The sequence below is a fragment of the Alistipes communis genome, from assembly GCF_006542665.1.
In the GTDB taxonomy this organism is placed as follows: Bacteria; Bacteroidota; Bacteroidia; order Bacteroidales; family Rikenellaceae; genus Alistipes; species Alistipes communis.
On the sequence record NZ_AP019735.1, the window covers coordinates 306,249 to 326,629 of the forward strand.

The window sequence follows — 20,381 nt, forward strand, 5'->3', positions numbered from 1 at the left end:
GAAATGCGTTATTTTTGTCTTCGTCCCGCAGGGACTTTTCGGAAAGTTAGGTTTTTAATAAAACGATTGCAATGAAAAAATTTTTCTGGTTGCTGGCAGGACTCGCAGCGGGTCTTGCGGCAGGGTGCAGCGACGACGCGAACGAGGGGGGGGGTACTGACGGCCCCGCGCCCATCCCCGAACCCGAACCGCTGAGCCAGCTCACGGCCGACGTCTCATTCACGCCCCAAAGCGCGAAACTCGTCCGCGAAGCGGCATTCGACAAAGAGGGAGGCGAGGGATACTTGCTCACGCTCACCGACGCCGAAGGCGCCGAAATCCGCGTCGCGCTCCGTGCGGACGAAGGCGCTTCGCCGTTCGGTCGGTACGACTTCTCGCGTGCGAACGACTGCGTGCCGGGGTCGAACGACGGCGCCGACGCGGCGACGGGCAGCTGGTACTACGCCTCGCAGAAAGCCGTCGCCCCGATCGTGGGCGGCGTGCTGGATCTGAGCCGCGTACCGGGCAACAAACCCTCCGATACGAGTTACCGCGTACAGGTCGCCTTCGAGGACGACCATTCGCCCGCCTTCGGAATCACGGCCGTCTATTCGGGAGCGATGACGCTCGAAGGGGTCGACGCCACGCCCGACGCGACGACGACCTACTGCTACGCGGGCGCCTCGGGATTCTACGCCGACGACGGCTACAACTCGTGGGGCATCGACTTCGACAACGCCGACTTCACGCACCTGCTGAGTATCTTCGAATTCAACGTCGCACCCGACGCCACCGAGCAGGACGGAATCCCCGCCGGCATCTACACGATCACCGAAGACTACGCTCCCAACACCGTCACATGGGCGACCTACGACGAGGAGATGACCTACCTCTCGACAGGAACGGTCACCGTCGAACGCGACGGGGAGGAGTACAAGGTCACGGTCGACGCCGTCGACGAATACGACGCTCCGTTCAAGGCCGATTTCGCAGGACAGATCTACTACGAAAACACCTCCGAGCAGGCCTCGATCTCACCCCGCGAGGTCTACGTGGTCTGCTACGGCGAGAAAGACGGACTGACCAACTGGTACATCACGCTCGTCGACCGGGGCTATCTCACCACGCGCGACGCCGTTGGCAACTGCTACTACGGCTCGATCCTCCATTTCGACCTGCGCAGCGACGCGGCCAACGATTACGCAGACGGAGTGCCCGAAGGCACGTTCGCCGTACGGAACGGACAGTCGGGCGTGGGCATCTGGGGCGGCGACAACGCCGCATGTACCTCGTTCCTCGCCGAATATTTCAGCGGTTCGCCCGCGATCGGCAAGCTGACGGAAGGCAACGTCACGATCGCGCGCGACGGCGAGTGGTACGAAATCTCGTTCGACGGGCTGACCCTCGCAGGAAGCGATCAGACATCGCTCACGGGAAGCTACGAAGGGCGCGTGCAATACATCGACGCACGGGAGTAAGCCCTTCGACACTTTATGGAAAAACGCCTTCGAACCGTGGTTCGAAGGCGTTCTTTATCCGGCCGGCCGAGGGGGGGGGAGTCAGCCCCCGATCCGCTGCTCCACCCACTGCGTGAGCGCCACGAAATCGGCCACCGACAACTGTTCGGCGCGCTGCGAGAAAAAGGGATGCTCCGCCCCGCCGAAATCGCCGAAGGCGGCGCGTAGCGAATTGCGCAGCATCTTGCGCCGCTGACCGAACGAAGCCTTGACCACGCGCACGAACAGCCGCTCGTCGCACGCCAGCCGCACGACGCCGTTGCGGCGCAGGCGGATGACGGCGCTTTTGACCTTGGGCGGCGGGTTGAAGACCTTCTCCCCTACCGTGAAGAGGTACTCGATGTCGTACCACGCCTGCAACAGCACCGAGAGGATGCCGTACTCCTTCGATCCGGGCGGGCAGGCGATCCGCTCGGCCACCTCGCGCTGGATCATGCCCACGCACTCGGGGACAAGGTCGCGATGCTCCAACACCTTGAAAAAAATCTGCGAAGAGATGTTGTAAGGGAAATTTCCGATCACACGCACTCCGTCGGGAAACAACGCGCGCAACTCCATGCGCAGGAAATCGCCCGCCATGAGCCGCGGCGTAAATTCGGGATAGTGGGCACGGAGGTAGTCGACGCTCTCGGCGTCGATCTCGGCGCCCCACACGACGATGTCGCTGCGCCGCAGCAGGAACTGCGTCAGCACGCCCATGCCGCATCCCACCTCCAACACCGGCGCCGGCGCCTCGGCCGTACCGCCCGACAGGGCGTCGCAGATTTTGCGCGCTATGTTCAGATCGACCAGAAAATGCTGGCCCAAAGCCTTTTTCGCCCTGACTTCACCCACTCGGCAATCGTTTTACGGAATCCGGCGGCGCACCGCGCGCCGCCGCACGGCAAAGGTAACTATTTCGACGCGATTATTTGCGGCGACGGCACTTTTTTATTAATTTTGGAACCTGTAACACCATTCATCGTCATGGCCTACGACATCTTCATCAGCTATCGCCGCGACGGCGGCAAGGAGTTGGCGCGACCGCTCAAATCGGAACTGGAACTGCGCGGTTACCGCGTCTTTCTGGATTTCGACGAACTGAAAGACGGTGTTTTCGACCGCCGCATCATGGAGGCGATCGACGCCGCACCGATCTTCATGGTCATCCTCTCGCCCCATGCCCTCGACCGCTGCGCGAACGCCGACGACTGGGTGCGGCGCGAAATCGAATACGCCTTGGAGCACGACCGCCACTTCATCCCCATCGACCCCGACCGCTCGTTCACAGGGTTTCCGCCCGATATTCCCGACACGCTGAAAGCGGGCTTGGGGCAGCATCAGTTCTCGCAGGTGATGTTCGAACAGTTGTTCAAGGTCTCGGTCGACAAGATGGTGCGCGAACGCATCGAGCCGCTGTTGCAGCGGGCGGGACGCACAGCCATGCAGGAGCAGGGCGGCGCGCTGTTCCATGTCGAGACCGACCTGCCCTGCCGGATACTGAAATTCGGCAAGGAGTTGTGCACCGTCCGCCCCGGAAGCGACACCGTCATCCGTCTGCGCAAGGGGCGTCACAAACTGGAAGCCGTCTGTCTCGACTGTCCCGACGACCGGTTGCAATGGGTGCAGACGGTCGAGGACAACGAGATGGAGGATCTGCTGACCGTCGAGCTTCGGCCTGTGCGCGAGCGGCGGCTGGCTGCCGAGGCCGATGTGTTGGCCGAACGCGGACAAACGGCCTACGATGCCGGCGATTATGCCGAAGCCGTAAAACTGTGGTGCGAAGCGGCCGAAGCGGGAAACCGTATCGCACAAAACAGTCTCGGGGATTGTTATTACTATGGCAAAGGCGTTGCAAAAGACTACACAGAAGCCGTAAAGTGGTACAGAAAGGCCGCTGAACAGGGGTATGCCAGTGCACAAAACAATCTGGGCACCTGCTATCACTGGGGCAAAGGCGTCGAACAGGACGACGCAGAAGCCGTAAAGTGGTACAGAAAGGCTGCTGAACAGGGGTATGCCGTTGCACAATTCGAGATGGGCTGGTGTTATAAACACGGCTATGGCGTCCCGAAAGATCTCGCCGAAGCGAAACGGTGGTACCGGAAAGCTGCGGATGCCGGTATTCAAGAAGCCAAAAAGCACTTGGCCGAGCTGGGCGGATAACGACGCCCCGCCTTTCTGTTCACCCCCCCCCTCTCGTGGGACGCATCGTATCCGGCAACCGGCCGGATCCCCTGCTCCGGATACCCCGTTCGCAATGTACGGGCAATGCGATCGACCGCACCGCAGCCAGCCGTCGACGCGCATAAAACCACCGAGGGATTGAACCGCCTGCGGCCGATTCCGTCCCGACGTTTCGCACGTCCCGATCCCCCGACGTTCCCAAGTCATCCTCCCCGGCTGCGCCCTCGAAACAGACCCGCTTTCCGACGAAAAAAGAGGGTCAAAATCAGTATTTACACGTACGGAAATCCGACCGGAAAAGCCGATCTTTGCGGCGTCGAATTTTCGCAGAAACGCAATGAATTACCGTTCCGCAAGATGAAAAACCTCTTAGCTCAACTCAAAACCGAAGACTGGGTGATCGTACTGGCCGGCGTCGCGATCCTTGCGCTCGCACTGCTCTTTCCCGCCGGAATGCCGGCCATGCCCAAGACGCTGGCCGGCGGCGATGCGTGGCTCGAAGCCGGCTGCATGTTCGCCTTCCTGTTCGTGCTGACCTGCCTCTGCATGGCCGTGCTGGGACGTCCGGTCAAGGGAATCTTCGGCTCGCTGCTGGCGATTTTCGCCGTCGCGCTGGCGGCGCAGGCCGTGGCATCCGTCCCGCTGTTCAAGGATTTGGGACTGGAATCGGTCTTCTTCTCAGTGATCTTCGGCCTGGCGGTCAGCAACTTTTTCCGGGTTCCGGCATGGCTGAAACCGGCGATCCAAAGCGAATTCTATATCAAAATAGGCATCGTCTGCCTCGGCGCGACGATCCTCTTCGGCGAAATTCTCCATTCGGGCGTCTATGCGCTCGCGCAGGCCTTTATCGTCGTCTTCCTCGTCTGGTACTTCGCCTTCTGGGTCTCGCGCCGCATGAAGGTCGACGACGAAATGGCCACCATGCTATCCAGTTCGGTGTCGATCTGCGGCGTTTCGGCGGCGATCGCCACCTGCGGCGTCATCAAGGGCGACAGCAAGAAACTCTCCTACATCATCTCGCTGGTGCTCGTATGCGCCGTTCCGATGATGTACGTCATGCCGTGGCTGGCGAAACTCGTCCTGCCCGCACTGCTCGGCGATCCGAAGGTCGTCGAAGAGGTGGCCGGCGCCTGGATGGGCGGTACGATCGACACGACGGGAGCCGTCGTGGCATCGGGCGCACTGCTGGGCGAAACGGCCGAGCAGACAGCCGTGATCGTCAAGTCGTCGCAAAACGTGCTGCTGGGGCTGGCGGCTTTCGTCATCTCGCTCTACTGGTCGTACCGCGGCCGCGAGGGGCAGGAGAAGCCGTCGGCCGGCGTGATCTGGGATCGTTTCCCGAAATTCGTCGTAGGGTTCGTCGCAGTCTCGCTCCTGTTCAGCCTCTTCTTCGACGGCGGCGCCGGCACTCCCGACGCCGTGGTGCGCGGCACGGCGAAGAATTTCAGCAACACGCTTTTCAGCATCGCCTTCGTCTGCATCGGGTTGGAAACACGTTTCTCGGAGATCTTCTCCAAAGAGAACCGCAACGCGCTGTGGGCCTTTCTCTCGGCGCAGACGTTCAACATCGTCGTCACGTTCATCGTGGCCTTCCTGCTGTTCGGCGTCCTGAAACCGATGTGGGCCTGACCGTCGTCGGAAAGAGTCCGCCCGACACGCCGACCCTACGGCAACCGCCCCGACTGCAATGAGTGCAGTCGGGGCGGTTGCCGTTCCGGACGCAGATTACGGCTTCGGCAGCCGGTAGAGGAATTCGAACGGCTCGGAGACGACGAACCGCGAGGTCGCGTCGCCCGCATACATCTCCCCGCCGGTGAGCGTTAACCGCCGCGCGGGAGCGCCCTCCGACAAATCCACTCGACTGAGATCGACCCAGAACAGCGACGGCACCATCGTCCCCTCGAAATAATAGACCTTGTTCTTCTGATCGCAGACCGAACGCCAGCGCGTCGAGGAGATATGGGGCTGGTCGGGCGTCGAAATGCCGAACGGCACCGAGACGTTGCGCATCACGCTCAGCACGGCAGGTACACCCACCGCGGCATCGGCCGTCTGCGGGATGACGCCGATATAGAACGACGCCCGCGCGAAACGGTCGCTCGAACGATTCGTTCCGGGCAGCATCTTCAAACCTCCGATCGCCTCCCAATAGTCGTTGACGGCCAGTTGCAGATCGTAACGCGGCGAATTGGTCATCACCCGACACTGCCGGCCCTCATGGATCCGAAGCCGGCCGTCGATGTATTCCAAAATGGCGCTGTCGCCCGTCGCATCCGAAATGGCCAGATGCAGGCGCGACTTCGTGCCGTTGGGCATGTCGGGCGCGTCGATGTAAATCCCGTCGCCCCGCAGCGCACCGACCGCCTCGGACACCGTTCCGAAATTGTCGAGCACGTACTGCGTCCACATCGCGATCCCCATCACGGGACGCTTGCCCTGCTTGCCGTAATCCGATTCGGGCAGAAAGAGCAGGCTGGCTACCAACCCCGCTTCGTTCATGCCGTCGCACGTGGCGAAATCGTAGGCCGAAGCGACCACGCTGCCGTACTTGGCACGCCAGCGGAGCGTCGTGTCGCGGTCGTATCCGGCGCGTTCCATGCCGCGGGGGAAGAGGTAGAGATTCGTCCCGATCTCCTCCTTCCAATCCATCGTCCGCCCCGTAATGACCAACCCGTCACGCCCCAGATAGACCGCCCGCGTACAGGCATCGGCAGTCGCCGCAGCCGCGAGGAGGGCCAGCGCACCGGCCGCCGCTCCCCAGAATAGTCTTGTCTTCATCTTACTTGCAATTTACGGGCGGGATTCGTCCCGCCGCGAACGAACGTGCATATTCGATGCCGGAATCGACGGACGGACGCGCATCAGCGCAGGTAACGTTTCAGATACGGCCGCAGGATCGCCTCCATCGCATCGAACCCGTCGGAGGTCGGATGCACACCGTCACGGGTGTAGCGGGCGTCGAGCGCGCGGTCGGCGTCGGCCAGGCCGGGGTGGAAATCGACCCACTCGCAACCGTTGTCAAGCGCATACTCCCGCAGCATCCGGTTGAGCCGGTCGATCCGGTCGGGAGCGTCGGTCACTTCGGGGCGCCAGCCGTAACGCGCCGCCGGAAGCACCGAACAGAGGAAGACCCGCATCCCGTGCGCCCGCGCCAGTTCGGCCATCGAGCGGATATTGTCGGCGATCCGCTCCTCGTCGATCGGGCCGTTGTTGCGCGCGATGTCGTTCGTTCCGGCCAGAATCACGACCGCCCGCGGCCGCAGCGCCACCACGTCGCACTGGAACCGTGCCAACATCTGCGCCGTCACCTGTCCGCTGATACCGCGTGCGGCGAAACCGTTCGCGTCGAAGAACGAGGGATGAGCCGAGTACCACCCTTCGGTAATCGAATCCCCGATGAAGACGACCTTCGGTCGTACTGCGAGCGCCGCATTGGCAGCCGCATACCGTCCCGTATTCGCCCAATCCCGCGACTGGCCTCCGGCTGAAAGCCACACCGTCGCACACAACCATAAAGCAACCAATCTTTTCATCCGAATATCTGTTTCGGGACAAACGTTTTCGAATTCATGAAGAGACCGCCGAGGAGGTGTGCAAGTCGTACGGTCCGCAGCCTCCGGCGGCATGAATGCCTCCGCATCCGCCGCACGACACCCCGTCCGATACGGTCAACAGCTCGAAGCGGTCACCTTCCGGCCGCCCGACCGTCGGGAATCCGCCGAAGCTCCCCACGGGAACGGCGCGGATCAATTGCCCTGCTCGCACATGAACTTGATGCGCACCAGCCGGATCTCCTCCTCCGTGTAGTCGCCGCCCAGCTCCTCGACCGCGTCGTCGAGCGAATCGCTCTCGGCATCCTCCTTGAAATAGAGGTAGATGTCCTCGGCCTTGTCCTCGTCCATGAACTCATCGATATAATAGGAGATGTCGAGCCGCGTACCGGAATTGACGATCCCCTCGATCTCGGTGAGCAGTTCGTCGAAATCGAGGTTCTTCGCGCGGGCGATATCCTCGAAATCCATCTTGCGGTCGATCGACTGGATGATGAAGATCTTGTTGCCCGACTTGTTGCCCACCGATTTCACGACCATGTCCTGCGGGCGGATGATCTCCTTCTCCTCGACATAGGCGCGGATCAGCTTGATGAACTCAGCGCCGAACTTCTTCGCCTTGCCGACGCCGACGCCCGAGATGTTCTGCATCTCGTCGAGCGTCACGGGATACTGGATCGACATATCTTCGAGCGACGGGTCCTGGAACACGACGAACGGCGGCAGATTGTGCTGCTTGGCGACCTTCTTGCGCAGGTCTTTGAGCATCGAGAAAAGCTCCTCGTCGGCCGCACCCCCGCGTCCGCCCGCCGGTGCGGCGGCTTCGGCCTCGCGCTCCTCGGCGTCGTAGTCGTGGTCGAGCGTAATCATCACGGGGAAGGGCGAACGGAGATACTCCTCGCCCTTGGCATTGATCGAAATCAATCCGTAATTCTCGATATTCTTGTCGGCCAGCCCCAGGATCAACGCCTGACGCATCACCGCACCCCAATATTTGGCGTCGTGCTCCTCGCCCGCACCGAACCATTCGAGCTTGTTGTGGCCGTAGCTCTTGATCTGCGCCGTCAGCCGGCCCGTCAGCAGGTTGGTCAGGTGATCGACCTTGAACTTGTCGCCGATGGCACGCAGCGCTTCGAGCGCCAGCACGAGCGACGCCCGCGCATCGACCTTCGGTTTGGGATGACGGCAGTTGTCGCAATTGCAGCAGTTGTCCTCCGTATACTCCTCGCCGAAATAGTGCAGCAGCGTCTTGCGGCGGCACATCGAACTCTCGGCATAGGAGACCGTCTCCTGCAACAGCAATTTGCCGATCTCCTGCTCGGCGATCGGTTTGCCCTGCATGAACTTTTCGAGCTTCTGGATATCCTTGTAACTGTAAAAGGCCAGACAGTGACCCTCGCCGCCGTCGCGCCCGGCACGACCCGTCTCCTGATAATACCCTTCGAGCGACTTGGGAATGTCGTAATGGATGACGAACCGCACGTCGGGCTTGTCGATACCCATGCCGAAAGCGATCGTGGCGACGATCACGTCGGCGCGCTCCATCAGGAAATCGTCCTGATTCTTGGCGCGCGTGGCCGCATCCATGCCCGCATGATAGGGCAACGCCTTGACGCCGTTGGCCACCAGCAGCTCGGCCAATTCCTCGACCTTCTTGCGGCTCAGACAATAGATGATGCCGCTGCGCCCCTCCTTCTGCTTGATGAAGCGGATGATGTCGCGGTCCACGTCGTTCTTGGGACGGATTTCGTAATAGAGATTCGGACGGTTGAACGACGATTTGAAAACCGAGGCGTCGTTCATGCCGAGGTTCTTCTGGATGTCCAGCTGCACCTTCGGCGTGGCCGTCGCCGTCAGGGCGATCAGCGGCGCCGTGCCGATCTCGTTGATGATCGGGCGGATGCGGCGGTACTCCGGACGGAAATCGTGGCCCCACTCCGAAATGCAGTGCGCCTCGTCGATGGCGTAGAACGATATCTTGATTTTGCGCAGAAACGCGACGTTGTCCTCCTTGGTAAGCGACTCGGGGGCGAAATAGAGCAACTTGGTGCGCCCCTCCAACACGTCGGCGCGCACCTGTGCCACGGCGGTCTTGTTGAGCGACGAATTGAGGAAATGGGCGATGCCCGACTCCGACGAGAAAGTGCGCATGGCGTCCACCTGATTCTTCATCAGGGCGATCAGCGGCGAAATGATGATCGCCACGCCGTCCATCAGCAGCGCCGGCAGCTGGTAACAGAGCGACTTGCCGCCGCCCGTGGGCATCAGCACGAACGTGTCTTTTCCAGCAAGCACATTGCGGATTACAGCCTCTTGATTGCCTTTGAACGACGAAAAGCCGAAATACTCCTTGAGCTTCCCGTGTAACAAAGTATCTTCGATTTGCTTCATTGTGCTTACAGACTCCTTAGTGAAATGAAATTTTATGTAAAGATAAAAAATATTTCGGAAAAAAACATAACTTTGTGAAAATTTATCAAAAGAAATGCGCCTTTTCACAAGCGAACTCGTCAAGAAATACAAAGCCCGCACGGTCGTCAACCACGTCTCGATCGACGTCAACCAGGGAGAGATCGTCGGACTGCTGGGGCCCAACGGCGCGGGAAAGACCACCACGTTCTACATGATCGTCGGGCTGATAAAGCCGAACGAGGGGAAAATCTTCCTCGAAGACAACGAGGGCCGCGTCGCCGAACTGACCGACGAACCGGTCTACCGCCGCGCGCAGATGGGCGTGGGGTATCTGGCGCAGGAGGCTTCGGTCTTCCGCCGGCTGAGCGTCGAGGACAACATCCGCGCCGTACTCGAAATGACCCGTTTCTCGAAGGAGTATCAGGCCGAGCGCGTCGAGGCGCTCATCAAGGAGTTCCGCTTGGAGAAGGTGCGCAAAAGCATGGGCATCCAGCTTTCGGGCGGCGAGCGCCGCCGCACGGAGATCGCCCGCGCCGTGGCGATCAATCCGGCGTTCATCCTGCTCGACGAACCCTTCGCCGGCGTCGACCCGATCGCCGTGGAGGACATCCAGTCGATCGTCGCCACGCTCAAAAACAAGAATATCGGCGTCATCATCACCGACCACAACGTCGACGAGACGCTCGCAATCACCGACCGCGCCTACCTGCTCTACGAGGGCAAGGTGCTCAAAACGGGTTCGCCGGAGGAGCTGGCCGCCGACCCCGAAGTGCGCAAACGCTATCTGGGCAAGCACTTCGAACTGCGCCGCAGCCCGACGATCGACCGCCTGCGGCAACAGGGTGCCGAAGCGCAGCACTCCGTTTCGGAAACCGATGCCGAAGCTACGCACGAGTAGCCCGACACGCCGCCGCACGAATACATACAACGACCGAATAGTTAAACCACTGCGAACGACTCTATGGATAGATCCGTCCCGCCGGGGGAGATACAAGGAGAGCTTACTCCCCCCTGCTCGAAAAGTTACGCGCAGCGCGCCCTTGCGGCGGCGCTTCTGGCAGAGGGAGAATCCACACTGCGTAACATCGAACTGTGCGACGACACCCGCTCGGCCATGCGCTGCATCGAAGCGCTGGGCGCCGACGTCACGGTCGTCGACCCTCATACACTGAAAATACGGGGCGGTCTGGCCCCGCGCGGGCGCACGCTCCACGTGGGCGAATCGGGTCTTTCGACCCGGCTGTTCACGCCGATCGCAGCCCTTGCGGGCGTTCCGCTTCGCATCGAGGGCGAAGGGACGCTGCTGCGCCGCCCGATGACGATGATGATCGCCCCGCTCCGGCAGCTGGGCGTCGAGGTGCGCCACCGCGACGGGTTCCTCCCGTTCGATGTCTGCGGCCCGCTGCACAGCGCGACGGTCGAGGTCGACGGTTCGGTCTCGTCGCAGTTCATCACCGGCCTGCTGCTCGCGCTGCCGGCCGCCCGCGGCGAATTCACGATCGACGTGCGGCGCGCCGTCTCCACACCTTATATCGATATGACGGTCGAGGCGGCACACCGCTTCGGTGCGGAGATCCTCCACAACGGCTACACCCAGTTCTACATCGAAGGCGGCCAGCGCTACCGACCGACCGATTACAGCATCGAAGGCGACTGGAGCGCCGCCGCCACGCTGCTCGTGGCGGGAGCCGTCGCCGGCGAAGTGACGCTGCACAACGTGTCGATCCTTTCGAAGCAGGCCGACACGGCCGTCTGCACCGCACTGGTACGGGCGGGCGCGGAGCTGATCCACGAAGCGGATCGCATCACCGTCCGCCGCCGTCCGCTCCGGGCCTTCGAGTTCGACGCCACGCAGTGCCCCGACCTCTTCCCGCCGCTGGCGGCGCTGGCCGCCGCCTGCGAAGGCGAAAGCCTCATCACAGGCACGTCGCGCCTTGCGCACAAGGAGAGCGACCGCGCCGAGACGCTGCGCGAGGAGTACGCCAAGGTCGGCATCGAGATCGACCTCTCGACGCCCGACGTCATGCGCATCCGCGGCGGTGCGATCCGTCCGGCACGGGTATTCAGCCACGGCGACCACCGCATCGCCATGTCGATGGCCGTCTCGGCGCTGCGTTCGTCGGGTGCGATCACGATCGAAGGGGCCGAAGCGGTGGCCAAGAGCTATCCGCGTTTCTTCGAAGACCTGGAATCGCTGCGCGTAAATTAATCATGACTGCTATATCTAACTTTACACCTCGTCGGTTTTTCGGACCGCTGCACACGCCCGCTTGTCGGAGCGTTCGCGGCTACGCCGCGTTTACAGATTGGATCCACCCCCAAACCCCTGCCTTAGCGGGGGCTTCGAGCAAGGCCCGCCTGGCTGGCAGGGCTTTGAGGTACGGCGGTGTAGAATGGCATGTAGCAGCCTTAACCGATCCATACCTATGAACAGCTTCGGCACTCTCTTCCGCATCACCCTTTGGGGCGAATCCCACGGTCCGCAGATCGGCGTCACGCTCGACGGCGTACCGGCCGGGCTTCCGCTCGACATTCCCGATTTCGAAGCCGATCTGGCCCGACGCCGCAGCGGCGCCAAAGGGACGACGCCGCGCCAGGAAAACGACCTGCCGCAGATCGTGTCGGGACTCTACAAGGGACACACCACGGGCGCACCGCTGACGCTCGTCTTCGAAAACGCCAACACCCGTTCGGGCGACTACGACAACCTGCTCACGCAGCCCCGTCCTTCGCACGCCGACCGCACGGCGGCCGTCAAGTTCGAAGGATGGAACGACCCGCGGGGCGGCGGCCACTTCTCGGGCCGACTGACGCTGGCACTCGTAGCCGCGGGCGTCGTAGCGAAAAAAATACTCGGCGGTGCGACCTTCTCCACGCGGTTGACCGCCGTCGGCGGCCAGACCGATCCGGCGCGGTTCGACGACGCGATCGACGACGCCCTGCGCGACGAAGACTCCGTGGGCGGCATCGTCGAGTGCCGCGTAGCGGGCATCCCCGCCGGCTGGGGCGAACCCTTTTTCGACTCGGTCGAAAGCGCGGCAGCACACCTGCTCTTCGCCATCCCCGCGATCAAAGGGGTGGAGTTCGGCGACGGGTTCGCCGCAGCAGCCCTGCGCGGTTCCGCCCATAACGACCCGATCGCCGACGCCGACGGCCGCACGGCGACCAACCATGCGGGCGGCATCGCGGGCGGCATAACCAACGGCAACGAACTCATCGTGCGCGCGGCCGTGAAACCGACGGCCAGCATCGCCCGCGAACAGCAGACCTTCGACTTCGCCGCCGGCCGCGTCGCACCGCTCCGCATACGGGGACGGCACGACGCCTGCATCGCCCTGCGCGCGGCCGTCGTCGTCGAAGCGGCGATGGCCGTCGCACTCGCCGACTTCAAACTCCGCGACCGATGCCGACGCGCCGCGAAGTGATCGACCGCATCCGCCGTGCGATCGCGCCGCTCTACGAGCCGCGCGAAGCCGAGCAGATCGCCCGCCGCTTCACCTTCGAGCGGTGCGGCATCACGCTGACGCAATACGTCGTCGCCCCCGAAGCGCAGGCCGACATCCCCGACCTCGAAGAGTCCGTCCGCCAGTTGGCCGCCGGACGCCCCGTGCAATACGTGCTGGCGCATACCGAGTTCTGCGGCATGACCTTCGAAGTCGGCGAAGGCGTTCTGATCCCGCGTCCCGAAACCGAGGAGCTGGTCGCAGCCGCCGCGGCCAGAGCTGTCGCCGGAGCCGCAGCGCTCGACGTGGGAACCGGAAGCGGCTGCATCGCCGTAAGTCTCGCGCGGCTTATCCCCGATGCGCGCGTAACGGCCGTCGACCTCTCGCCGCAGGCACTCGCCGTCGCACGCCGCAATGCCGTGCGGCTGGGCGCCGAAGTACGCTTCGTGCAGGCCGACGCATTGGCCGGCTTGCACGAACTGCCCGACGCGGCGTTCGACCTCATCGTCTCCAATCCGCCCTACGTGCCGCAGAGCGACCGCGCGGCGATGCACGTCAACGTGCGGGACTACGAACCGCCCGAAGCGCTCTTCGTCCCCGACGACGATCCGCTGCGCTTCTACCGCGCGATCGGTCGCGCCGCACGCCGGCTGCTGCGCCCCGACGGACGGCTCTGGTTCGAAATCTACGAACAGCTGGCCGACGAGACGGCGCGGCTGCTCGCCAACGAAGGGTTCGGCGACATCGCCGTGCGACGCGACATCAACGACAAACCGAGAATACTATGCTGTACGGCAAGAAAATAAACGCGGTGCCCCGCACCAAGACACCGGAACAGGCGCTCGCTGCGCTGATGCGCCTCTGCGCCCGCGCCGAACGCTCGGAGGAGGACGCACGCCGGCTGATGACGCGCTGGGGCGTAGCACCGGCCGACCGGGAACGGGTGCTCGAACGTTTGCGCCGCGACCGATTCATCGACGACGCCCGCTACGCCGAAGCCTTCGTGCGCGAAAAGATCAACCTCAGCGGCTGGGGCGCACGCAAGATCGCCGACGCGCTGCACCGCAAACGCATCGCCCGCGAGACGATCGAGCGCGCGCTCGCTGCGCTCGATGCCGGTACGGCACGCGAACGGCTGGCCGACCTGCTGCGCCGCAAGGTGCGCACCACCCGCGCCGCAACACCTTATGAACTGAAAAACAAACTGATCCGCTACGGTCTCGCACAGGGCTACGACTACGAAGCCGTGCGCGACGCGGCGGACGCGCTCATCGCAACGACCGACGACTCATGCGACACATTCTTTTAACGCTGCTGTTTTCGGGCGGGCTTCTGGCCGCCCCCGCGCAGGAACCTCGATCCGAACGTTACCGCTTCCCCGTCCGCAACGTGGCGGGGCTCTACTCGGCCAACTTCGGCGAGATGCGCCCCAACCATTTCCATTCGGGCGTGGACATCAAGACCGACGGCGTGACGGGCAAGCCCGTCGTGGCTGCCGCCGACGGCTACGTGGTGCGCATTGCCGTCTCGCCCAGCGGATACGGTCGCGCACTCTACATCGCGCACCCCGACGGCACGACGACCGTCTACGGCCACCTCGAACGCTTCCGCACCGACATCGAATCCTACCTGCGCTACAAACGCTACGAGCAGGGGCGCAGCAACGTCGATTTCACCTGCAAGCCTTCGTTATTCCCTGTCCGCGCGGGCGACACGGTCGCCCTGTCGGGCAATTCGGGCATGTCGTTCGGGCCGCATCTCCACTTCGAGGTGCGCCGCAGCTCCGACCAGCGGACACTCAACACGCTGGCCGCGAAACTGCTACCCGTACGCGACCGTATCGCACCCCGCATCATGCGGCTGCACTACGTCGAGGTCGACTCGCTCGGCGACGTTCCCGTCCACAGCCGCCCCCGCACCTTCGACGTGGTACGCCGCAGCGAAGGGGACTATGCGCTGCGGCAGACGCAACCCGTCGCGGTCGGGCGGCGCGGCTATTTCATCGTCGAGTGCTCGGACCGCAAGGACGAAGTCTACAATACCTTCGGCATCTACCGCCTGACCGAAGAGGTCGACGGAGAGGTACGCTACGAGTACCGCATGGACGGGTTCCTCTTCGGCGACACACGCTACTGCAACGCCGTGAGCTATTATCCCATGCAGCTCTCGTCGCGCAACGAGGTGATCCGCCTCACGCAGCCGGCCGGTTGTCCCGACCGCTTCTTCACGACGATGAAGAACCGTGCGCTGCTGACCACCCCCGCAGGCAGGCGGCAGGAGGTGCGCATCACGGCCGAAGACGATTGCGGCAACCGTTCGGTGCTCGCCTTCACGGTCGAAGGCAAGGCAGACGAACGCTCGTTCCGCGCACCGGCGTGCGATTCGCTGCCCGTCGTCCGCCACGACCGCGACTTCCACCGCGAGGGCGACGGCGTGCGGATCGAGATTCCCGCCGGAACGCTCTACGAATCATGTTTCTACACGCAGCGGCCCTACGACGAACCGCAGCCGAAGGACTCGACGCTGCTCTTCCTGTCGCGCGGCGTCGAGATCCTCGACGTGCGGTTGCCGATGCACCGCTACGCGACGCTGTGGATCGACGCGACGCAGGTTCCGCCCGAGCTGCGCCGTCACGCGGTGCTGGCCTCGCTCTCGCCCAAGGGGAAGCTGCGCTACGAAGGCGGCAAATGGAGCGACGGACGCATCCGCCTGCGCACCCGCTCGCTGGGAACCTTTTTCGTCGTGGCCGACACTGTGCGCCCCACGATCCGCCCCCGCTTCACGGCACACGACCTGAGCGGACAGCGCAGCGTCACGTTCTCCGTCGGCGACAACTTCTCGGGCGTCGGTTCCGTCAGCTGCCTCGTCGACGGCCGCATGGCCATTCTGGAAGAAAACCGCGTGAAGGGCACCTACACCCACTACTTCGACGACGAGCTCTTCGGCCGCAACCGCGAGCATACGCTGCGCCTCACGTCCACCGACGGCGCGGGCAACACCCGCGTGTGGGAGGGAACGTATTACCGGTAAAACCTCGTTCCGTTCGAACAAGGAACACCCCTGCCGCAGCAGTTGCGGCAGGGGTGATTTCTGTCCGGACAGGCCGTCGGGAAACCGCGCCGATCCGTTATGAATTGAAAATGCTGCGCAGGATGATGCCCGTAGCGCCCTGGTTGCGCGCGGTGTAATCCTTGGCCGTGCGGCTGGCACGACGGAGCGTCTCCTCGTCGTCGCGCAGCGGCGCGAACCACGCCGCCAGTTCGCCGGCCGTGCGCACCGACACAGCGCAGCCGAGCGACACCATGTCGCGCGCCTCCTTGAATTTGCCGTAATTGGAGCCGAAGGCAATCGGCAGGCCGAAGGTCGCTGCTTCGAGCGTATTGTGGATGCCGACGCCGAACCCGCCTCCGACGTAGGCCCAGGTCGCCGATCCGTAGACCGACGAGAGCATCCCCATCGTGTCGAGCACGAGCACCTGTACGTCGTCGAACCGTGTCGCGGCATCGCACTGCGTATAGCGCACGGCGCCGCCCTTCGCATCACGCATCAGATGCGCGATACGCCCCTCGTCCATCTCGTGGGGCGCAATGACGAACTTCACATCCGGATTGGCGTTCACGAGCGGCAGAAGAATCTCCTCGTCGGGCCCCCACGTCGATCCGGCCACGAAAAGACGACCGCCGCCACGAAAGCGTTCGATCGTCTCCACCCGCTGCGCCGCTGCGGCGATCTGAGCCACACGGTCGAAGCGCGTATCGCCCGCGACGACCACGTTGTCGAACCCGATCTCAGAGAGCAGCCGTTTCGATTCGACGTTCTGCACGAACAGCGTGTCGAAGGTCTCCAACGCCTGCCGCCACATGGCGCCGTAGGGACGGAAGAAAACCGAATTGCGGCGGAAAATCGCCGAAACGATATACGACCGCACCTTGCGGCGCCGCAGTTCGGAGAGCAGGTTGATCCAGAATTCGTATTTGATGAAAATGGCGATCTCGGGGTGGACGATGTCCAGAAAACGGCGGGCGTTGGAGGGGGTGTCGGCAGGAAGATAGAAGACATAATCGGCACCCTCGTAATTCTTGCGGATCTCATACCCCGACGGGGAGAAGAACGTGAGCAGGATCTTGTATTCGGGATGTTCCGCCCGCAGGCGTTCGATGATCGGACGGGCCTGTTCGAACTCCCCCAGCGAAGCGGCATGTACCCAGACGATCCTGTCGGAGGGACGGACGGCAGCCTCCATACGTTCGAATATATTCCGTCGGCCTTCGCTCCACAGCCGGGCTTTTCCGTGCCAAAGAGCGGCCAGGCGGATGCCTCCGGCATAGAGCGAAATACCCAAATTATACAACCACATGCGCTGTTATCGAAAGTTGAGTTCGGCAAAGGTAACTATTTTTGCGTTAAAACCCAAATTACCAGTTGCATTCCATCGCCCGCTCCGTAAAACGCACGTTCATAGACCCGTCCGGAAACAGATCGACCGCCGCCAGATCGAACTGCGGTTCGAGCCGCACGCGATGCTGCGTCATGTAGGCCTCGGCGGCACGGCGCAGCGAGGCGAACTTGCGGGGCGTGATCGCCTCTTCGGGCGTCGTCAGGCCACCCGCACGGCGTGTCTTGACCTCGATGAAATGCAGCTCGTCCCATCGCCGCGCGACGATGTCCAACTCGTAGCGCCCCGACCGCCAGTTGCGTTCGAGGATTGCAAAACCCGCCCTGCGCAGGTAGTCGACGGCCGCCTGTTCGCCACGGCGGCCCGTATCGGCGGACGGAGGAAAGGTCACGGCAGGATCTTCTGAATGGCATTGGCCCGCTGCATGGCCGCCGTCAACCCTTCGGCGTCGTCGCGCTCGATCATGCGCCGCATGATCTGCAACTGGTGGATATGCTCGCGCAGCACGTCGAGCACATTGTACTTGTTGCGCAGCAGAATCGGCACCCACGTGCGCGGTGCACTCTTGGCCAGTCGCACCGTCGATTCGAAGCCGCCGCCCGCCAGGTCGAAGATATGCTGCTCCTCGCGCTCCTTCTCCAACACGGTGAGCGCCAGCGCGAACGACGTGATATGCGAAATATGGGAGACATAGGCCGTATGCAGGTCGTGCTCCTCCGGCTCCATCGACACCAGCGGCATCCCCAACGCGCCGTAGAGGCGCTCGACGGTCTCGACCGCATCCCGATCGCTGCGTTCGCGCTCGCAGATCACGGCCGTCCGGCCCGCGAAGGCTCCGCGGCTGGCGGCGTCGGGACCGCTGTACTCGGTACCCCACATCGGGTGCGTGGCCACGAACCGTCCACGGCGGGCGTGCATGGCCACCACCTCGCACAACTCGCCCTTGATCGAACCGGTGTCCATCACGACCTGATGAGGCGCGATGCGGTTGAGAATCTTCACCGTCAGCAACGGAATCGTATCGACGGGCGTAGCCAGCACGATCAGATCGGCCGAGGGAAGCCCCTCTTCGAGCGTCACGATCCGGTCGACCAGCCCCCGTTCGAGCGCCCGCCGGGCATGTTCCTCCGACGCCTCCACCCCCTCGATGCGCTCCGCCAGCCCGCGGTCGCGCAGAGCCAGCGCAAACGATCCGCCGATCAGGCCGACGCCTATAATCAACACATTCATCGTCTATTCCTTTTGCAGAGTCGTCTCCAATTCCATGACATAATCGTCCATCACATATCCGCCGCCGATGTCGGTTACCTGCGCACGCACCTCGCGGAACCCAGCCCGGCGATAAGCGCCAATCGCCCGCTCGTTACGGCGGTTGACCGTGAGCCAGATCGTCCGTGCGCCGACCTCGCGGCACAGTCCGCGCAGGTATTCCAGCATCTGCCGGAAACGTCCCTGCCCCCGCGCCTCATGCAAGAGGTAGACTTTGCTCAGGAACAGCCGCCCGTCGCGCGGCTGCACGCCGCAGTAACCGACGGCCCGTCCTTCGTCCTCCATCAGGAAATAGCGATAGCCTTCGAGCGCCAGCTGCTCGGTAATCGCCCGCACGGACTGGAACCGCTCGATCATGTAGGCGATCTGCTCGCGCGAGACGATCCCGCGGTAGGCCTCGTGCCAGATCAGCCCCGCCAGCCTGTTCACCTCCATGATGTCGCTCCCCGACTCGATTTCACGAATAGTCATCATATATACCTTAATTATAATAAAAACGAAAGATCGTCGCCCGGCTGCACCTCATAGGGGGTCAGTCCCTTCTTGAAAATCCGCATCGGACGGCTGCCCAACAGCTCCAACCGGCCGTTCTCGTAGCGCAGCATACACCCCTCGCGCAACCCCACGGCGTAACGGCGGGGATTGGCTGCGACGAATTCCAACAGGCGCACCTCGCGCGTCTCGCCGGCATGTCCTTCGGGATTGGCGTCGAGGTAATGGGGATTGATCTGGAACTTCACCGCACCCACCGCACGAAACGACTCCGGCTCGACGATCGGCATGTCGTTGGTCGTCGAGATCGCGGGGCAGGCCACGTTGCTGCCGGCCGACCAACCCACGTAGGGGACACCCGCCTTCACCCGGTTGCGGATCGCCCGCATCAGCCCCTGCTCCTGCATCTTTTTGGCCAGCGCGAAGGTGTTGCCGCCGCCGACGCAAATCGCTTCGGCACGGCGGATCATCGCCGCGGGATCGGCGGCGCGGTGCACCGAGCGGACGCGGATGCCGAATTCCGAGAAACGCGCCTGCACGCGCCGCTCGTAGTCGGCATAGGAGAAGGTGACGGCAGCGTAGGGGACGAACGCCACCTCCCTGACCCCGCGCAGGAACTCTCCGATACGCGGCATGGGATAAGCGAGGTAAGCCTCCCCCGCATTGGTCGAGTTGGATATCAGCAATAATCTCATAATATTCTACTATTCAATATCTTAAATAAAAAAATCCGTAATTTGTGGACAATCGTGTTGATAAAATCTTTTGCGAGTATGACAAATGTAACAAAAAAAGTGTTATTTTTGCGAAAAATTCTGCGTGAAAATAGAAAAGTATTTTCAACAATATTTGTTTAACTAAAAAATTACAATCATGTCAGAAGTTCAACAGAAAGTCGTCGAGATCATCGTAGACAAGCTGGGAGTCAAAGAGTCGGAAGTCGTACCCGAAGCAAGCTTCACCAACCACCTCGGTGCGGATTCGCTCGACACCGTAGAGCTCATCATGGAGTTCGAGAAGGCTTTCGATATTCAGATCCCCGACGAGGACGCAGAGAAGATCGCGACGGTCGGCGACGCGATCAAGTATATCGAAGAGCACAAGAAATAATTTCGCCATAAGTTTCTCTTCGCAGCAATTCGTTTCATTTCAATCA

19 protein-coding genes are annotated in these 20,381 nt (G+C 62.5%); 10 read left to right on the top strand and 9 right to left on the bottom strand.

The genetic code is table 11. The features are described from left to right. Positions 1 to 71 precede the first annotated feature (71 nt). Positions 72 to 1,457 (top strand): hypothetical protein, encoded by a 1,386-nt coding sequence (locus FMF02_RS01315; protein ID WP_141411943.1) that lies wholly within the window; start codon positions 72 to 74, stop codon positions 1,455 to 1,457. 81 nt (positions 1,458 to 1,538) lie between these two features. Here FMF02_RS01315 and rsmA read toward each other — a convergent pair whose 3' ends face one another. Continuing rightward, complete coding sequence (gene rsmA, locus FMF02_RS01320) at positions 1,539 to 2,330, bottom strand: 16S rRNA (adenine(1518)-N(6)/adenine(1519)-N(6))-dimethyltransferase RsmA (protein WP_026075023.1); 792 nt, start codon at positions 2,328 to 2,330, stop codon at positions 1,539 to 1,541. A 105-nt stretch (positions 2,331 to 2,435) separates the two neighbouring features. Here rsmA and FMF02_RS01325 point away from each other — a divergent pair, with 105 nt between their 5' ends. Continuing rightward, complete coding sequence (locus tag FMF02_RS01325) at positions 2,436 to 3,641, top strand: toll/interleukin-1 receptor domain-containing protein (protein WP_162502253.1); 1,206 nt, start codon at positions 2,436 to 2,438, stop codon at positions 3,639 to 3,641. 378 nt (positions 3,642 to 4,019) lie between these two features. Beyond that, on the top strand, positions 4,020 to 5,291 hold the full coding sequence (locus tag FMF02_RS01330; protein ID WP_141411945.1) for a YeiH family protein: 1,272 nt from the start codon (positions 4,020 to 4,022) through the stop codon (positions 5,289 to 5,291). 96 nt (positions 5,292 to 5,387) lie between these two features. On the opposite strand, the gene FMF02_RS01335 is transcribed toward FMF02_RS01330, so the two are convergent. The 3 genes from FMF02_RS01335 to recQ form a co-directional block, all read right to left on the bottom strand. Further along, on the bottom strand, positions 5,388 to 6,440 hold the full coding sequence (locus tag FMF02_RS01335; protein WP_141411946.1) for a linear amide C-N hydrolase: 1,053 nt from the start codon (positions 6,438 to 6,440) through the stop codon (positions 5,388 to 5,390). An 83-nt stretch (positions 6,441 to 6,523) separates the two neighbouring features. Beyond that, positions 6,524 to 7,195 carry an SGNH/GDSL hydrolase family protein gene (locus FMF02_RS01340; RefSeq protein WP_141411947.1) on the bottom strand — a complete coding sequence of 224 codons (672 nt, stop codon included), beginning with the start codon at positions 7,193 to 7,195 and terminating at the stop codon, positions 6,524 to 6,526. A 213-nt stretch (positions 7,196 to 7,408) separates the two neighbouring features. Beyond that, positions 7,409 to 9,604, bottom strand: a complete 2,196-nt coding sequence (recQ, locus tag FMF02_RS01345) for a DNA helicase RecQ (RefSeq protein WP_019131119.1) — start codon at positions 9,602 to 9,604, stop codon at positions 7,409 to 7,411. A gap of 94 nt (positions 9,605 to 9,698) precedes the next feature. On the opposite strand from recQ, the gene lptB reads away from it, so the two are divergent. The 6 genes from lptB (at position 9,699) to FMF02_RS01375 (ending at position 16,098) form a co-directional block, all read left to right on the top strand. Continuing rightward, the gene (gene lptB, locus FMF02_RS01350) at positions 9,699 to 10,523 is read left to right on the top strand and encodes an LPS export ABC transporter ATP-binding protein (RefSeq protein WP_141411948.1); all 825 of its coding nucleotides are present in this window, start codon (positions 9,699 to 9,701) and stop codon (positions 10,521 to 10,523) included. A 63-nt stretch (positions 10,524 to 10,586) separates the two neighbouring features. Beyond that, the gene (gene aroA, locus FMF02_RS01355) at positions 10,587 to 11,834 is read left to right on the top strand and encodes a 3-phosphoshikimate 1-carboxyvinyltransferase (RefSeq protein WP_141411949.1); all 1,248 of its coding nucleotides are present in this window, start codon (positions 10,587 to 10,589) and stop codon (positions 11,832 to 11,834) included. A gap of 217 nt (positions 11,835 to 12,051) precedes the next feature. After that, on the top strand, positions 12,052 to 13,050 hold the full coding sequence (locus FMF02_RS01360) for a chorismate synthase (protein WP_141411950.1): 999 nt from the start codon (positions 12,052 to 12,054) through the stop codon (positions 13,048 to 13,050). Continuing rightward, the gene (prmC, locus tag FMF02_RS01365) at positions 13,029 to 13,874 is read left to right on the top strand and encodes a peptide chain release factor N(5)-glutamine methyltransferase (RefSeq protein WP_141411951.1); all 846 of its coding nucleotides are present in this window, start codon (positions 13,029 to 13,031) and stop codon (positions 13,872 to 13,874) included. The genes FMF02_RS01360 and prmC overlap by 22 nt, the downstream gene beginning before the upstream one ends. After that, positions 13,853 to 14,377, top strand: a complete 525-nt coding sequence (locus FMF02_RS01370; RefSeq protein ID WP_141411952.1) for a regulatory protein RecX — start codon at positions 13,853 to 13,855, stop codon at positions 14,375 to 14,377. Before prmC ends, FMF02_RS01370 begins: the two co-directional genes overlap by 22 nt. Next, complete coding sequence (locus FMF02_RS01375; protein WP_141411953.1) at positions 14,359 to 16,098, top strand: M23 family metallopeptidase; 1,740 nt, start codon at positions 14,359 to 14,361, stop codon at positions 16,096 to 16,098. The genes FMF02_RS01370 and FMF02_RS01375 overlap by 19 nt, the downstream gene beginning before the upstream one ends. A gap of 97 nt (positions 16,099 to 16,195) precedes the next feature. On the opposite strand, the gene FMF02_RS01380 is transcribed toward FMF02_RS01375, so the two are convergent. Genes FMF02_RS01380 through pepE form a run of 5 tightly spaced genes read right to left on the bottom strand, consistent with a single transcriptional unit; the run spans position 16,196 to position 19,920 of the window. Further along, entirely contained in the window at positions 16,196 to 17,425 is a 1,230-nt protein-coding gene (locus FMF02_RS01380) for a 3-deoxy-D-manno-octulosonic acid transferase (protein WP_141411954.1), read from the bottom strand. 58 nt (positions 17,426 to 17,483) lie between these two features. After that, positions 17,484 to 17,855: a YraN family protein gene (locus tag FMF02_RS01385; protein ID WP_141411955.1), complete on the bottom strand. Its 372-nt coding sequence runs from the start codon at positions 17,853 to 17,855 to the stop codon at positions 17,484 to 17,486. Further along, positions 17,852 to 18,694 (bottom strand): prephenate dehydrogenase, encoded by an 843-nt coding sequence (locus tag FMF02_RS01390; RefSeq protein ID WP_019131128.1) that lies wholly within the window; start codon positions 18,692 to 18,694, stop codon positions 17,852 to 17,854. The genes FMF02_RS01385 and FMF02_RS01390 overlap by 4 nt, the downstream gene beginning before the upstream one ends. A gap of 3 nt (positions 18,695 to 18,697) precedes the next feature. Further along, complete coding sequence (locus FMF02_RS01395) at positions 18,698 to 19,207, bottom strand: GNAT family N-acetyltransferase (protein ID WP_141411956.1); 510 nt, start codon at positions 19,205 to 19,207, stop codon at positions 18,698 to 18,700. 11 nt (positions 19,208 to 19,218) lie between these two features. After that, complete coding sequence (gene pepE / locus FMF02_RS01400; protein ID WP_141411957.1) at positions 19,219 to 19,920, bottom strand: dipeptidase PepE; 702 nt, start codon at positions 19,918 to 19,920, stop codon at positions 19,219 to 19,221. Positions 19,921 to 20,098: 178 nt separating this feature from the next. On the opposite strand from pepE, the gene FMF02_RS01405 reads away from it, so the two are divergent. Next, positions 20,099 to 20,335: an acyl carrier protein gene (locus tag FMF02_RS01405; protein WP_019131131.1), complete on the top strand. Its 237-nt coding sequence runs from the start codon at positions 20,099 to 20,101 to the stop codon at positions 20,333 to 20,335. Positions 20,336 to 20,381 lie beyond the last annotated feature (46 nt).

Bases quoted from the DNA above. Each gene is read 5' to 3' on its own strand.
- FMF02_RS01315 (WP_141411943.1), top strand. From the start codon at position 72: ATGAAAAAATTTTTCTGGTTGCTGGCAGGACTCGCAGCGGGTCTTGCG.
- FMF02_RS01330 (WP_141411945.1), top strand. From the start codon at position 4,020: ATGAAAAACCTCTTAGCTCAACTCAAAACCGAAGACTGGGTGATCGTA.
- FMF02_RS01335 (WP_141411946.1), bottom strand. From the start codon at position 6,440: ATGAAGACAAGACTATTCTGGGGAGCGGCGGCCGGTGCGCTGGCCCTC.
- FMF02_RS01340 (WP_141411947.1), bottom strand. From the start codon at position 7,195: ATGAAAAGATTGGTTGCTTTATGGTTGTGTGCGACGGTGTGGCTTTCA.
- recQ (WP_019131119.1), bottom strand. From the start codon at position 9,604: ATGAAGCAAATCGAAGATACTTTGTTACACGGGAAGCTCAAGGAGTAT.
- lptB (WP_141411948.1), top strand. From the start codon at position 9,699: ATGCGCCTTTTCACAAGCGAACTCGTCAAGAAATACAAAGCCCGCACG.
- aroA (WP_141411949.1), top strand. From the start codon at position 10,587: ATGGATAGATCCGTCCCGCCGGGGGAGATACAAGGAGAGCTTACTCCC.
- FMF02_RS01360 (WP_141411950.1), top strand. From the start codon at position 12,052: ATGAACAGCTTCGGCACTCTCTTCCGCATCACCCTTTGGGGCGAATCC.
- prmC (WP_141411951.1), top strand. From the start codon at position 13,029: ATGCCGACGCGCCGCGAAGTGATCGACCGCATCCGCCGTGCGATCGCG.
- FMF02_RS01370 (WP_141411952.1), top strand. From the start codon at position 13,853: ATGCTGTACGGCAAGAAAATAAACGCGGTGCCCCGCACCAAGACACCG.
- FMF02_RS01375 (WP_141411953.1), top strand. From the start codon at position 14,359: ATGCGACACATTCTTTTAACGCTGCTGTTTTCGGGCGGGCTTCTGGCC.
- FMF02_RS01380 (WP_141411954.1), bottom strand. From the start codon at position 17,425: ATGTGGTTGTATAATTTGGGTATTTCGCTCTATGCCGGAGGCATCCGC.
- FMF02_RS01390 (WP_019131128.1), bottom strand. From the start codon at position 18,694: ATGAATGTGTTGATTATAGGCGTCGGCCTGATCGGCGGATCGTTTGCG.
- FMF02_RS01395 (WP_141411956.1), bottom strand. From the start codon at position 19,207: ATGATGACTATTCGTGAAATCGAGTCGGGGAGCGACATCATGGAGGTG.
- pepE (WP_141411957.1), bottom strand. From the start codon at position 19,920: ATGAGATTATTGCTGATATCCAACTCGACCAATGCGGGGGAGGCTTAC.
- FMF02_RS01405 (WP_019131131.1), top strand. From the start codon at position 20,099: ATGTCAGAAGTTCAACAGAAAGTCGTCGAGATCATCGTAGACAAGCTG.